The sequence below is a fragment of the Chryseobacterium phosphatilyticum genome, assembly GCF_002899825.2.
In the GTDB taxonomy this organism is placed as follows: Bacteria; Bacteroidota; Bacteroidia; order Flavobacteriales; family Weeksellaceae; genus Chryseobacterium; species Chryseobacterium phosphatilyticum.
In genome coordinates this window covers 71,008-85,672 of the sequence record NZ_PPED02000001.1, presented here as the reverse complement: position 1 = coordinate 85,672, position 14,665 = coordinate 71,008, and the positions used below count along the sequence as shown (strand labels likewise).

The 14,665-nt window shown below is 34.0% G+C and carries 13 protein-coding genes and 1 tRNA gene; 4 read left to right on the top strand and 10 right to left on the bottom strand.

Annotated elements, in window-relative coordinates; genetic code table 11:
- Window positions 1-89 precede the first annotated feature (89 nt).
- Entirely contained in the window at window positions 90-1,802 is a 1,713-nt protein-coding gene (locus C1631_RS00360; protein ID WP_109709675.1) for a LuxR C-terminal-related transcriptional regulator, read from the top strand.
- Between the two features lie 74 nt (window positions 1,803-1,876).
- Here the strand turns inward: C1631_RS00360 and C1631_RS00355 are convergent, their stop codons facing one another.
- The gene (locus C1631_RS00355) at window positions 1,877-2,419 is read right to left on the bottom strand and encodes a hypothetical protein (protein WP_109709673.1); all 543 of its coding nucleotides are present in this window, start codon (window positions 2,417-2,419) and stop codon (window positions 1,877-1,879) included.
- A gap of 176 nt (window positions 2,420-2,595) precedes the next feature.
- Between C1631_RS00355 and C1631_RS00350 the strand changes: the two genes are divergently transcribed.
- Complete coding sequence (locus C1631_RS00350) at window positions 2,596-3,540, top strand: MBL fold metallo-hydrolase (RefSeq protein WP_109709672.1); 945 nt, start codon at window positions 2,596-2,598, stop codon at window positions 3,538-3,540.
- A 39-nt stretch (window positions 3,541-3,579) separates the two neighbouring features.
- Here the strand turns inward: C1631_RS00350 and arr are convergent, their stop codons facing one another.
- Together arr and C1631_RS00340 are read right to left on the bottom strand one after the other, a co-directional pair.
- The gene (gene arr / locus C1631_RS24550; RefSeq protein ID WP_368731363.1) at window positions 3,580-4,020 is read right to left on the bottom strand and encodes an NAD(+)--rifampin ADP-ribosyltransferase; all 441 of its coding nucleotides are present in this window, start codon (window positions 4,018-4,020) and stop codon (window positions 3,580-3,582) included.
- A gap of 571 nt (window positions 4,021-4,591) precedes the next feature.
- On the bottom strand, window positions 4,592-6,016 hold the full coding sequence (locus C1631_RS00340; protein ID WP_165828211.1) for a tail fiber domain-containing protein: 1,425 nt from the start codon (window positions 6,014-6,016) through the stop codon (window positions 4,592-4,594).
- Between the two features lie 376 nt (window positions 6,017-6,392).
- Between C1631_RS00340 and C1631_RS00335 the strand changes: the two genes are divergently transcribed.
- Window positions 6,393-7,268 (top strand): helix-turn-helix transcriptional regulator, encoded by an 876-nt coding sequence (locus C1631_RS00335; RefSeq protein ID WP_109709669.1) that lies wholly within the window; start codon window positions 6,393-6,395, stop codon window positions 7,266-7,268.
- Between the two features lie 129 nt (window positions 7,269-7,397).
- The gene (locus C1631_RS00330; protein WP_109709667.1) at window positions 7,398-8,618 is read left to right on the top strand and encodes a TCR/Tet family MFS transporter; all 1,221 of its coding nucleotides are present in this window, start codon (window positions 7,398-7,400) and stop codon (window positions 8,616-8,618) included.
- Between the two features lie 205 nt (window positions 8,619-8,823).
- Here C1631_RS00330 and C1631_RS00325 read toward each other — a convergent pair whose 3' ends face one another.
- The 7 genes from C1631_RS00325 to C1631_RS00295 form a co-directional block, all read right to left on the bottom strand.
- Window positions 8,824-9,690 (bottom strand): hypothetical protein, encoded by an 867-nt coding sequence (locus tag C1631_RS00325; protein WP_109709665.1) that lies wholly within the window; start codon window positions 9,688-9,690, stop codon window positions 8,824-8,826.
- Window positions 9,687-10,130 (bottom strand): hypothetical protein, encoded by a 444-nt coding sequence (locus tag C1631_RS00320; RefSeq protein WP_109709663.1) that lies wholly within the window; start codon window positions 10,128-10,130, stop codon window positions 9,687-9,689. Before C1631_RS00320 ends, C1631_RS00325 begins: the two co-directional genes overlap by 4 nt.
- Window positions 10,131-10,519: 389 nt before the next feature.
- A complete protein-coding gene (locus tag C1631_RS00315; RefSeq protein ID WP_109709662.1) occupies window positions 10,520-12,040 on the bottom strand; it encodes a serine hydrolase domain-containing protein in 1,521 nt (506 codons plus the stop codon).
- Between the two features lie 102 nt (window positions 12,041-12,142).
- Window positions 12,143-12,679 (bottom strand): helix-turn-helix domain-containing protein, encoded by a 537-nt coding sequence (locus C1631_RS00310; RefSeq protein ID WP_103250032.1) that lies wholly within the window; start codon window positions 12,677-12,679, stop codon window positions 12,143-12,145.
- Between the two features lie 199 nt (window positions 12,680-12,878).
- Window positions 12,879-12,963, bottom strand: a tRNA-Ser gene (locus tag C1631_RS00305).
- A 225-nt stretch (window positions 12,964-13,188) separates the two neighbouring features.
- Window positions 13,189-13,683, bottom strand: a complete 495-nt coding sequence (locus tag C1631_RS00300) for a hypothetical protein (RefSeq protein WP_109709658.1) — start codon at window positions 13,681-13,683, stop codon at window positions 13,189-13,191.
- Window positions 13,684-13,831: 148 nt separating this feature from the next.
- A complete protein-coding gene (locus tag C1631_RS00295; RefSeq protein ID WP_109709656.1) occupies window positions 13,832-14,665 on the bottom strand; it encodes a hypothetical protein in 834 nt (277 codons plus the stop codon).

Here is a 14,665-nt window from a genome sequence, read left to right as displayed (position 1 = left end):
TCACTTTCGTAGTCAGATTGACCTAAATACGTACCTATCTATATCCTAAAAAACACAAATAATAGAATATTAAAAATCAAATTTTGAAAATGAAAAGGTATATTACAGTTTTTATTTTTCTTCTGCTTCCCGTTTTTTCATCAGCTCAAAGTGACCATGATAAAGATCTCAAGGAGCTCAATGCCTTTTTATTTGGAAGAAATTTAAAAAAAACTAAAGTTCTTATCGAGAATAAGTTTCTAAAAGCAAACGATGAATCCAGGCAAGTGATCGGGTATGTTTACCTCTCCCTCTATTATAAAATTATTGATAACCATGACAGCAATAACCTGCTTCTGAAAGCGTTACAAAAAGCAAAAGAAATTGCTGATAAAACAGGGAAAGAAATTGATATTGCCTATGTAGAATATGGTTATGCAGCATATTATACCACAATAAATCAATGGGATTTATACATTAAATCCCTGGAGAAGAGTATCCGTATTTTCAAAAAACACCCCAATGAAAATTTTATGCTTGCTACTCTGTATCATTTAAAATTTTCAGCTGTAGACCAAAATCGTCCTGAAAAAAGGAATTTTGCAAATTATACGTTGGCCAATGCTTTTGCCAGGCAATCAAAGGATAAAATCTTAATAAGCTCCAGTTATAATGATATAGGTAATTTTTACACGTATGAATTTGATACTACTCAAGAAAAAAAATATAATGATTCTGCGCAAGCAGCTTATGACAGAAGCTTCAACATTGCTTTACAAGTGCAGGATCCCAATGCAAAAAAAAGATTACAGTTTTTTTATTATACCAATATCGGATTGATTTACTTAAATAATGCAAAGTATCCAGAGGCTCTGGCAAATTATGACAAGGGGCTACAACTATACACTGATAATGATAAATTCTACTTAGTCAATCTCTATAATAATATAGGCTATACGTATGCTCTTATGAGAAATAATACAACCGCATTAGAATACTATCTGAAAGCAGAGTCTATGACCGGAGATAAGGAAGTGACTAATATACTTAAACTTACAATTTATCAAAATATATCTGAAGCTTACGAAAAACTACATCTATATGATAAAGCGCTGGCCTATGAAAAGAAAGTAATGGCAACAACTCTTGAAGAAGATAAACTACAATATAACCATAATACCAAGTCACTGGAAACTTTTTACCAGACCGAGCAGGAAAAAAATAATCTGGCAGAGAGAAATAAAATGTATCAAAAATACCAAGTATGGTATATCACCGCTATTGCCTTTGCAATTGCATGTCTCTTCTTTCTCTTCTTTATGTTATATTATCGTCAAAAACTGAATAAAAGAACGACCAGTCTTCTGGAATCTGAAAGAGAAAATTTAAAAATGGAACATGAACTTTCCATCCTAAAACAGGAGCAACTCCAAAAACAAGCCCTTGCCACATCCATTCAACTGGAACATAAAAACAATTTTATTAATGAATTGAAAGAAAATGTACAAAAAGACAATAACTTACATCATTTGATAAAGAATGAACAGTTGGTTGATAATAATTTCAACACGATCAGAAATATTATACAGGAAACACATCCCAACTTTTTTAAGCGTCTCAATGAAATTACTAAAACAAAGCTCACCAATCTTGATTTAAAATATGCAGCTTATATTTATATGAATATGGATAACAATCAGATCGCGGCAGCTCTAAAAGTAGATCCTAAAACAGTGAGTGTTACCAAATACCGATTAAAACAAAAATTGGATGTTGATAAAAATGAAGATCTCAACAATTTTATTCGTAACCTGCATACATAACTTAGGTTCAGGATAAAAAGTATTCAAACTGACCTACAATTTTAAACCAGACTTTACAAAATGAACGGCATATATTAATTTACTGCAGGATCAACAAGCTCAGTGGTAATTCCCACAGATCTTAAAAGATTCTTGTTATCAAAAAGCAAAGTTGTATAATATTTTCCTTTTTTAAAAGTCAGCTGAGCTCCATTGGGATACATACTGCCCTTCCCCAGCGTTTGAGATTGGGCTCCATACCGATTAAAGCGGCTTTTCGCTTCCTGTAAAGTACTTTTATTCAGCGCAAGACCAAAAGGTAGATTTTCAACAACTAAAACCTGATCATCAGGAATATCAAAAAACATTTCATTGACCACATTGTTTTTCCCAAGACTACAATACAATTCTAATCCTGATTTGGTAATCCATTTGGCATATTTCTGATCGTTGGCATCTTCATAAAAAATTGTTTTTACATGTAAAATCTTTGAAATTTTTTCCGTTGTTTGTGGAAAAACAAATTCAGAGTTTTTGTCCAGTAAAGAATTTAAGCCTGCTGTTTTCTGTGAAAACGCTGTTACACTGCATAATTGAAAAATTATCGTTAAAACAAGAGTCAATGGTTTAATATGCATATGGTTTACATTTATTTGTGAACAATTTAATGTTTAAATTTATTAAAATTAACGTATTAAATAAAAAAACAATCCAATTTCCTACATGGATAACCTCTTCCTCACTCATATAATCGCCAAAAAATAATGTAATTTTGCTTCATTCTATCGAAAAGGATAGATTTAGTTTTAATATTATGAAAAAAATTGCACTCTCTTTACTTGCTTTCTGTGCGCATTTTGGCTGTCAGGCTCAAAGTTTCGATATCATTCCACTGGGTATATATGGTGGAGAACAAGAAGATAATTTATCTGCTTATTTAGTAGGAGCACCTAAAGACAATACCTATATTTCTTTGGATGCAGGAACTATAAATACAGGAATACGTAAGGCTATCCAAATGAAAAGCCTTACAGGCCCGGAAGAAACTGTTTTAAAAGATCAGATAAAAGGATATTTTATTTCCCATGGTCATCTGGATCATCTGGCCGGGCTGATCATCAATTCCCCTGCCGACACTAAAAAAGATATTTTTGGTATTGCACCAGTGCTTCAAATTCTACAAAATCACTATTTTATTACAGACACCTGGATCAATTTTGCTGATCAGGGACAGAAACCAATTCTTGGAAAGTATCATTACCATGAGCTTCAGAATGGTATGGAAGTTCCGGTACAAAGTACGTCCTTATTTTTAAAAGCATTTGAGCTAAGCCATGTTAATCCTTATAAGAGCAGTGCAGCACTCGTTAGAAGCGGAGAAGATTATTTGCTTTATTTGGGAGACACAGGGGCTGACAGAATTGAAAAATCCGATAAACTTGATCAACTATGGCAAAGCATTGCTCCTTTGGTTAAAAAGAAACAATTACGGACCATCTTAATTGAAGTTTCTTTTCCAAACAGCCAGCCTGAAAACTTATTGTTTGGGCACCTGACCCCTAATTTGCTGTTAGAAGAATTGAACAAATTAAAAGAAAAAACCGGGCAAAAAAATCTTGAAGGGTTAAACATTGTTGTCACCCATAGAAAGCCTACAGGCAATAATCCTGAAATTATTAAAAAGGAATTATTGGAGAATAATCCTCTACAGGTACATTATATTTTTCCTGAACAAGGCAAAAAAATCAGTTTACCTTAGAAAAAAGGATGAAGCAATATTTTGTTTCATCCTTTTTTATTAATTTATAATTTGTCCTTCATTATCTCCTAATTTATCCCGGAATTTTTGCAGATCTTCGGGATCCGGTTTTACCCAATCGGTTAGCTCACCTACAATTTTCAAAGGAAATTGAGAACGATAAGAACGGGTCGGGTTTCCCGGAAATTTTTTATCTGTTACATTAGGATCATTTTCAAAATCCCCTGTTGGTTCAACAATGTATACCCTTTCCTGTCCATTGCCTCTTGCCAATGCTGCTGCTAACCCTGCCCCATTTGGCAAAGCTGTAAAATAAATATGATTCATTTTGAGATCAGACTGATAATTAGAATCACCTCCGGCTATCAACAGATCTCCAACTTTTAAATCTGCTTTGGTCCCGTGATAAAAGGGTCCTTTATCTGAAGGATGGTCTCTACATAATGACGCCCGTTTGGAATATTCATCTGACTTTTCCATGTCAGAAAGGTCTTCATAACATTTAGCAATATTTACATAAAGTCCGGGCAATGCAGTCTTAACTGTGTCATCATTTATTTTCAAAGCATATTTCAGAGTGGTATTCAACCATTCTAATCTATCAGAAACTGTTTTTTGATGTCGCGATATATAATGGGCAGCAAGAAATTTTTCAAGATCATTGGTTGCTTCAGACCAGCCTTGCATAAACATTTTACAGGCTTCTTCCGGTTCATTTTTTTCTTCCAGGCTCATTCCCTGAAGACATAGTTTAACGACCGCATTAAATGGTGAAAATTCCATGAACTTATTCTTTTAGTAGGTTATTTTCTGTTTATCTCTGAAGGACCGGCATTATATATTACCATATCCATCTATTGATAACAAATTTACACAAATGCTACCGATATATAATTTTGCTTTTTTAATTTTAATAGAAATGGAGGAGCGTTTCATTACAATCATTTTATCTGCCAAAGAAATAATTAACCACACCATTCACGATAAATAAATTATATTTTTAGAACCTTGTGGATTCTAGTGTTTACAATTTTTCACCTTTGTTATGTTTTTACAATCCCAGCTTCTTTTTGATTGCCTGTATCTCTGCTTCGAGCTTAGTTATTTTTACTTTTTGCTGCTCTATTTCAACCTGCTGCTCCTGAATCGCTTTTATTAATACAGGAACAAGGGCAGTATAATCCACAGCCCAGGCTTGTTTAGTATCATCCTTCGGCTTATAGACGGCCTCGGGAATCTGTTTATATAAATCCTGAGCCAGCAATCCGATTTTATGCTGCGACTTTAAGGCAGGATCCACAGCCGGTTTTCCTCCTTTAATCTCAGGATTATCAGATAGTTCATATTGCTTGGGTTGCAAAGCCATAATTGCCTGTAGTCCGTACTCTATTTCTTTAATCTGTGTTTTCAAACGCATGTCTGAGGTGTTGACAAAGCCACCGGCTGCACTCACCGTACCATTACCATCAATAATTACCTTAGTGCTTCCATTATAACTATATTTGAATCCGTCGGCTCCAAGATAAACCTGTGTACTGCTGCCGTTAAGGGTGTTATAGCCACTCAAATCAAGATGTCCCTTACTTGCCGAGATCTTATTCCCTCCTCCTCCGGGTTCTTCGGGTCTGTTCATGTAGATATCACCGTTACTGTCTACCCTGAGCCTGTCTAAGGTCGCATAATTGTACTGCAGTCCGCTCGTTCCGATCGCAAATTGTGCTAAATTATTATTCCCGGCCACAGTCAACGGGCCACCTGAATTATTTATGGTCGCGGCATTGGCTCCTCCGTCGAAGGATCTTGTAGAAGAGTTTAAAAACATATTGAGGGCATTCCCCGAATCATTGGTCAGTTGTAAAATCGTAGCCGCATTGGTTCCCGCATTGATATTACTGATTCCGGTAAGTCCGAAACCTGTATTATTGCTTCTCAGATACAATGCCTTATCTGCATAGTCGATAGCGGTATTTTGGGTCAGTGTTCCACCAAGCCTTACATCATTTCCTACAAGGCTAAGTCCATTACTTGCTGTTATTGCTGCTGAAGAATTTCCTGATACATCCCATGTGGAAGCAGCACCTGTAAGACCGGTACTGATCAGCTGCAGACTTTGATTGGGAGCCACCGTGAAACTGGCATTTCCATTAATTGTCTCCGAAGCTGCCGGATTTATGGTTATAGTAAAAGCAGTATTGTTCTTAATGGTATACATTCTGCCTTTAAAATTTCCTTCGCCTGATATAGCTGCCGGCAATGTAAAAGTTGTATTTCCTGCCCCGTTATAAGAGATATGAAAATCTCCGGAAGTCATCGCATACGTCGCAGCAGTGACTGTACTGTATTTTGCGGCTAAAGATCCGTTAATATCCAGTGTTGAACCGGGTTTGTCCGTATTAACCCCAACGCTTTGTGCATATACAAGGCTATAAGAAAACAATGCTGTCAGCACTGATACTGTAGTTAATTTTTTAAACATTATGATATAATTATAGTTTAGTATTTTTCCTGTGTATTGGCAGTCTGCAAAATTGAAAACCATTATGTATGTACAGTATTACTTGCAAATACTATTGAAAGAGATCTGCCCCAGTAATCAATTTGTTCTATTGAAACAACTTAAATAAAGAAAAAAGTATCATGTTTTTTTTCATTGCAGGCAGTTTTAGTACTACAAAACTAGATGTTCCCACCGTCCGGAAAAAAAAACATATGTAAAAATATTGCCACAGCTTTGTGGATAAATTATGACAAACTCGGGTAGTTAAATAATCTGAATTTAGGGTATATTAATCTGAACTCAGATTAAATAATAAATATTTGTCATCAATATGCATTTTTGCCGACATTTGAATATGGCTTTATTTATTACCTTAGACAACGTCCATACGCTGTATAATATTGATGTTTCAAAAAAGATGGATGGAATAGCTGTTCTTCATCAACACCATCATCCGGCAAAAGAATATCACAAGCATACACGTCTTTTTGACGGATTGTTGCTAGGCTTTTTAATGAAAGGTTCCATGAAAGCACAGATCCATTTTCTTGAATATGAAATCAATGCAGGCGACATTGCTGTTTTGCAGCCTCAATTAATGATTGATACAAAATCCCTGAGTGACGATGCAGAGATCATAAGTATTGCACTTTCATCGGATTTCATTACTTCATTTCCTATCCTTCGTGAATTCATAATGAATGATCAAATCAGATGGAGACCGGTAATCAGGCTTAAAGAGGAAGAGTTCGTTCTCCAAAATGAACTGCTGAGTCTTATCCAAAAATTTTATCATAAAAAAGAAAGTCCTGGAAAAGCTGAAATGTTACGACATCTTGTTATAAGCCTGATGTGCATGATTTCCGAGGCATATTCTGATTTACAAGACCATAAAAGCCTTATAAAGAACCGTACCCATGAAATTATTGACGATTTCTACCTGTTAATTTCAAAGTATGCAACTCAACAACGCACTGTAAAGTTTTATGCAGAGAGGCTTCATCTCACCCCTCAATATCTCTCTACTTTTTTGAAACAAAAAACAGGAAAATCAGTACTACAATGGATTGATCATACTGTTATATTACATGCTAAAACACTGCTTAAATCTTCGAGTTTATCTGTAAAACAAATAAGTAATGAACTCCATTTCGAAGAAACGAGTTTGTTTTGTCGTTATTTTAAAAGAATTACCGGAGTTTCACCGGGAACTTTTAGAAACGAGCAATAGATAGTATTATGAGTAGATTTTTATTTTCAAAATAATTATTACAATCGTTGAGAATTAATATTACAAATTGCACATAAAGCCCATAAAAGTGTAAAGAAGATACGATCCCTTTGTTTCTATTTTTACCCCATGAAAAATTTGAACAAAAAAGCAGCTATTGGGTTTATATTTGTGACCATACTGATTGATATTACGGGATGGGGAATTATACTTCCTGTAATTCCCAAACTGATTAAAGAGCTTATTCACAGTGATGTTAACGAAGCTGCTCAATACGGAGGCTGGCTTGGCTTTGTCTATGCTTTTATACAATTCATTTTCTCTCCTCTTGTAGGAAATCTTAGTGATCAATATGGGCGACGCCCTATTATTTTAATTTCTCTTCTGGGGTTTGCTGCAGACTATATATTCCTTGCGTTTGCTCCTTCTATTGTCTGGCTATTTTTAGGAAGAATAATTGCAGGACTGACAGGAGCGAGTATTTCAACAGCTACAGCTTATATAGCTGACATATCCACAGACGAAGACAGAGCTAAAAATTTTGGAATGATTGGGGCCGCTATAGGTTTAGGATTTGTTATTGGTCCTGTCATGGGAGGTCTGTTGGGATATTATGGCGCAAGGGTACCTTTTTATGCAGCAGCCTTCCTATGCTTATTAAATTTTCTATATGGCTATTTTATTCTCCCGGAAAGTCTTGACAAAAACAAACGGAGATCATTTGAATGGAAACGTGCCAATCCTGTAGGATCCCTTAAATTCTTAAGAAAACATCCGGAAATATCAAATATGGTTATTGCACTGATTCTGATTTATATTGGTATTCATGCGGTACAGAGCAACTGGCATTTCTTTACAATGTACAGATTTGGATGGTCAGAACGAATGGTAGGAATGTCTCTTGGTGTATTGGGATTATTACTGGGGATAGTTCAAGGAGTTTTGATACGATGGATAATCCCAAGGCTTGGTGAAAAGAAAAGTATATATTATGGATTAACCTTTTACTCATTGGGACTTCTGTTATTCGCTTTTGCCTGGGAAGGCTGGATGATGTTTGTTTTTCTCATTCCCTATTCATTAGGAGGAATCTGTGGACCGGCTCTCCAATCTTTCATCACGAAGAATATCCCATCAAATGAACAAGGTGAACTTCAGGGAGCATTAACCAGCTTAGTAAGCGCAACCTCAATTATAGGGCCTCCTCTCATGACCAATTTGTTTTATTACTTCAGCCAGGAAGAAGTACCTTTTAGATTTCCAGGAGCACCATTTCTTTTGGCTTCTGTGCTAATGGCTGCCAGTGTAATCATTGTATATTTTGCTTTTAATAAAAAAAGTGAAAAATAAGAAACAGATGACTACAATCAAAGTTATTATACCGTTTAATTCTCAAAAGAGGAATTATTAACAAAATAATAAAGTTGTAATGTAGAAATTATTTAAAAAAATCATATCCGGCTAACAAAAGCTGCGACTGATGTTGCAGCTTTTATAGCATTTAAACGTTATCATTTTCAAAGATCGCTTCTCCAAACGAACTTATTAAATACCATTATTCTCTTCCTCTCGAGAAATTCAGACTTATCAGCCAAAATTGTTGTTGCCTGAGTCCTTTTATAGGATCTGAGCCATAATTAAAACTTGCCCCGACCGATACTTTTACCGGCCAGTATGCAATGAATATATCACCACCCGTTTTAAATAGGTGGGTATACTTTTCCTGATAACTTGTCGAATTAATCAGGTCATATCTTCCAGTATAATCAGCCCAAAGCCTAAAAATGGGTTTGGAAGTGTGCCCCGGCTTATTTGTAAAATTATATTGAATACCTAAAACATACAATGGTCGTACGATAAATCCCTGGGCTGCTTCATCTTTTGCTTTTATGATCCCCTGAAGCTGTGTTCCTGCAAAACCAGACAAGAACCAAAAGGACTTCTTGTCTCTATTGAGAAGAGTATTAAACTTAAAATCATCCCCATCCCCATAGTAACTAAAAAGCAAATTAGAGGCGATTGAATTTTTAACATCTACTCCGTCATAAACATACTTAGCATCGGCATTCAGAAAAAAAGTACTTGGATTTTCAGAAAAAAAATGGGTTAAACCATAGCCGGTCTGAAAATTATTCTGCTTCTTATCTGTAAGCGTATTCTTATGATATTCGATCTCTATTTTTGAAAAGTTTCTCACTGAGCTTGCAATATCATACGAAACTCCAACGTTCACAAGCCATGAAGTAGAGTCTTTTTTAGGAAGTGTTATCTGAATTTGAGCAGGGCTCTCCTTTTGTTCTGCAGTTTCCATAGACTCTCCTATCAGAATTTTATTCCAAAATTTACTTTCCTCTTTTTTATCCTGCCCCTTCAAGAAAGTTGTGAAAATAAACAACAACAATAAGATATGGTTCTTTTTCATAGTGAAGGTATTTGATTGAAGGAAAAACCTGATGACTTCGTGACAAGACTAATGCAGTCTTTTACAGTACCACAGCTTTTGACCTCATCAATACTCATTTCTGTTGTTGAAGTATTATGCCCATTTGCAATACGATTCAACTTAATTGTTAAAGAGCGGTATTGCATTTTACCAAAACCAAATTCAGACATACTTTTATTATCCTCCAAAGTTGAAGGATCCGTATTTGTACTATTATTTGTCTTTAGTATTGCTGTTTTAACCTCATTAGGAATTGAAGCCTTTGAAATAGAAAAGTCCGACGCCTTTATGAGTAAATCGCTTAACAAAATGTCACCAACCTGAATAGGATTATTTTCTTTTTCAAATTCTTTGACCGCTTCTAAAATCCTGTGAAATGAATGCGGATGTACTTTAATAAATTGTTTTTTCTTGTTCATGGTTTTTCTCCTGAATTTCAGAATTTCTCATCAACCGTGCAATAGTAGAAATACGTATTTTCTATTAAATAAGAATATTGAGCAGGGGCTTCTTATTGGTCATAGAACAAATTAAAAAAGCCTTAGAATTTTACATTTTAAGGCTTTTTCAGGTATTGGAAAATAAGAAATTTTCAAATTTAAAAGTCAATTTAAGATAAAACAGAATCTCTTTTTAATCCAACCCTCAACCATTTATAAACCGTTTCTCAGTTATGAGCTTTTGATTTTACCCCACACTTTTAATCAATCAATCAATCAATCAATCAATCAATCAATCAATCAATCAATCAATCAATCAATCAATCAATCAATCAATCAATCAATCAATCAATCAATCAATCAATCAATCAATCCTGTTTTTCAGTTTTATTTAGATTTCTTTTTACAATTTCTTTACCTGTTTCTCCTAAATATTCCTCAATTATTTTTTTCCAAATAATAAGTCCATTTTCAGAATTTATAAAAATAATAAGTCCTCTTTTTGATTTTGGAAGAAGCAAGACCATACATTTAGTTCCATCATCCCCGCCTGTATGCTGCAGTGCTAATTCATGATCAGGAAGATTGGGAAGAATCTGCATCCCCAATCCCCAATTCACACCTGTTTTGACCTCGGTTTGTGATTGAATAAATTCATTATATAACTGTTGTGAAAGCCCTGCATGTTGTAAAATATGCGTTAAAAATTTACTATAATCCTCAACTGTGGTGAGCAAATTTGCAGCAGCATTTGATGTATAATATTTTTCATACTTCATAGGTTGTCCCATTGTATCACTTTCTACTGCATATCTGCTTTCATCTGTTGTCTTCGTCCAATAATAAAAGGTGTCATTCATTTTTAACGGGGTAAAAAGCATTTCTTTTGCAATTTTTTCCAAAGATTTTTTAAATTTCCTTTCAATAGCTTTTCTTAAATATTCAAATCCTTCTCCTGAATATTGAAATTTTGTTCCCGGCTTAAATTCAAACGTTAATTTTTTGTCTGCTCTTAAGTATCTCCAATTGGGAAAACCTGATTTTTGAGACAAAACATTTCTGGTTGTTAGTTGATTTAAAAATGAGCTTTCTTTAATGTCGGGATCAATATAATATTTTGCTAAAGGTTCATCTAAGTTCCATTTTCCTGCCTCAACAAGCTTTAATACTACTATTGCTGTAATTGGCTTTGTAAGTGAAGCTACTTTATAAATACTGTTGTATCTCACCGGAATATCTTTTTTTTGCTCTCCAAAAGATCTTATTTGCTGCAATTGTCCGTCATAGATATATCCGATTGACAAAGAAGGAATTTTTAAATCCTTTAAAAGAGATTGAATTTCTAAATCTGTATTGAATAAAGGAAAAGGATAACCATCTTCAAACCTGACATCATACTTTTCCGGCTTTTTGTGATCATAACTCAGTTCTTTTTTCAACTTCCATTCTCCCTCTTCCAAAATCCACGTTGCAAGAAACTTTGCGTTTTCCGTAAAACGCTGTTCTCTATTATTTATCATGTAAAAATCATGAATTCCTGACTGAATGGCACCATATAATTTTCCTTCATTATATAAAGGAAAAACACGGAGACTTCCTTTTACTAACTTTCGGATTGGTTTGCCCCTGGGATTTTCACAAATACTTTCATTAAAATTAGTTAAAAATGTTTTTTTGTCCTGAATCCCGTTTTGATCATGGTAAAATTCAAAATCGTAAGTGATCAGATTCACGATAGCATTCAGGTTACATTTATTAAAGCCTTGTTCAAATAAAATACTGTCTTTTTTCTGGAGGGTAATAAATAATTCTGACTTTTGGTTTACCTGGGCTCTTATATTTATTGAGGATAAAATTAAGATAGCGATAATTAAATTTAATTGTTTCATTGTTAAAATATTTACTATTAATCAATGAGACAAATTTCAAAATGATTATCGATTTATAAGAAAAATTAGCATGACAAGAACACGCCAGTCACACGACAACCCTTATAAAAAGCTGAAATTCAAAAATATACACATTCTACCTTGCCTGTCAATTGAAATCGCATTTAGAATGATAATACAAATATTTATAATACAAGCTGTAGCAGCTACAATTAATATAAATGGAAAATCAATAGAAAATATCCTATTCAAAAATGGACTTAAGAAAAATAAAATTGCTGATACTAATGTCCATAAAATTTGAAGAGAAGCAATCTGTTTTACCATTAAATTATTTTCCTTTTTAAAATACATAATGAGCAATGGGGCGAATATATTCATTGGCGGAAAAATAATAAAAGGTAAAGAAGATAAATTGATAAGTTTAATCAATTGGTAATGTACAACCTCATTAACGGGACTTTTTAATAATTCAGTTTCTTTTATATGAAGTGCTTTTGCCAGTGCTCTTAAAGTATAACCTTTTGGTTCAGTACCGGCTTCAATACGTTGAATCGTTCTTATGGAAATCCCAGACTTTGCAGCCAGCTCTTCCTGGGTGAGATTCAGACTTTCTCTATATTTAAGAAGTTTTGACATACAGTATTGAACATTTTAATTTAAGTAACAATATTACTTATTTTTACTCTATTCCGGCATAGCTGATGATCATATATTCTAAATATACTTAGAAATCCTCAACCATATACTCTTAATAATCTAAAGCAATCATAATTTTCTTTTCTTGACATTCCTGAATAAAAAAAGGGTTAAATCTATAGACTTAACCCTTTTTCTGCGGAGAGTGAGGGATTCGAACCCCCGGACCTGTTACAGTCAACAGTTTTCAAGACTGCCGCAATCGACCACTCTGCCAACTCTCCTTAAACTCCGATTGTATCGTTGTTTTCAGTGGTGCAAATATAGAAAGTTTTTCAATACTGACAAAATATTTTTTCAATAAAATGAGTATTTGCGCAGTTTTTATCGGGGCATCAACGATAACGAGACACGAAATCATATGATTAACAAACTGTTAGAACAAAATAAAATCAGAAACAAAAAGCGATATTTATATATGACTTGAGCGTTACATATGCTTTATATTTTTATCCGTAATAATATTCAGTCGTGAGATCACCATTAAAAATGGGTTTAAAGTCTTGTTTTTGCATATTTAATTCAAATATTCGCTCTCCGTTTTTCATTCCGCCGTGTATTTTTAATGAAAACCATCCGTTTTCTATGGGAATGCTGACACTATTTTGATCGTTAATGGAAGAAATGTCTTTCAAATATCCAATACCAACTATTTTCACTTCATTACTGGTAGACTGAAATATCCAATCTTGTGATTGGACAGCTACTTCTTCCTGAGTGAGAATCTGCTCTCCATGGTTTGAGAGATAGAATGAATAATACCCCTCTTCTACTCCGATGACCGGGATAGCAATTCCTGATTTTGTAATTTCATCTCCGTGTTCGTTTTCGACGAAGTATTTCAAAATATTTGTTCCTGGTAAATTATGTTCCAGCAGGTACTTTGTTAAAAGATCAGGATTGTAGATTACAAAACCTTTAAGTTCCGAAAATATTTTTTTCATAATGTATATTTGATAAGATTTGGTTTATATTTTTACTGTGACTCTTTGCAAAATCAATACAATTCATGTCTCCAGATTCATCTGCTCAAATACCCGGCATCATTTATTATCTTTTGATTTCGTTCGTACATCCTCAACTGCCTGTTGATTACTCTCTCCGTATCAAAAATTGATATATTTCATCTTTAGACAAATCCCATTCATATTTGTGATCAGGGATATCTGCGAGCTGAGTTTTCAATAAAGGATGATCAACCTGAACATTGACAAGTTCTTTTCCCTTTCTTATTTTCTCAATCAATCGAATCTCCGAAGGGATATAGTTCAGTGATAGAATTTCAGAAAATTTATCTTTCAGGTCTAAAGAGCTGTAAATATGAAAATCACAAATCTCAAAAAGTAAATCTCCCAGCAGTTTCTGATCTGTTGTATCCCAATGAGCAAGAAATCTTTTATAAATATTATCTTCAGGCAAAGCAGCATATAAATCTTTATTGATCTCTTTCGTCTCGTACAGATCATACAATAAAGCCATAAACAAATGATATGTTTCTTTATGCTTATATTTTTCTTTGTCATCTTCAAATAAAAGCTCAAAATAGGCTCTTGAGAGCTTAGCCAGATCTCCCATATTCCATAGCACTGACATTCCAATAATACAACCAATTGATCTGGGAGTAACTTCTTTTTCATTAAAAAGCTTTTCTAAAATATGCTCCTGCCACAATAGATAGCGGGTGATATATTTCCAACCTTCTTTCTGATCATTTAAAATTAAATGTTTAGGATATTCTCCGGCATGGACACCGATCCCTAAGGTAAGGTTACGGGCTATTGTTCCTTTAAAACCATCTTTAATATCATCCTGAATACTTTCTTTAATTAAATCATAATATTGAGTAATCTCCTTTTCATCTACTCCTTCTTTCTTTGTTTTATTAATCTGCTTGTTAAATTCGTTGATTATTTTTTTGTGTTCCAT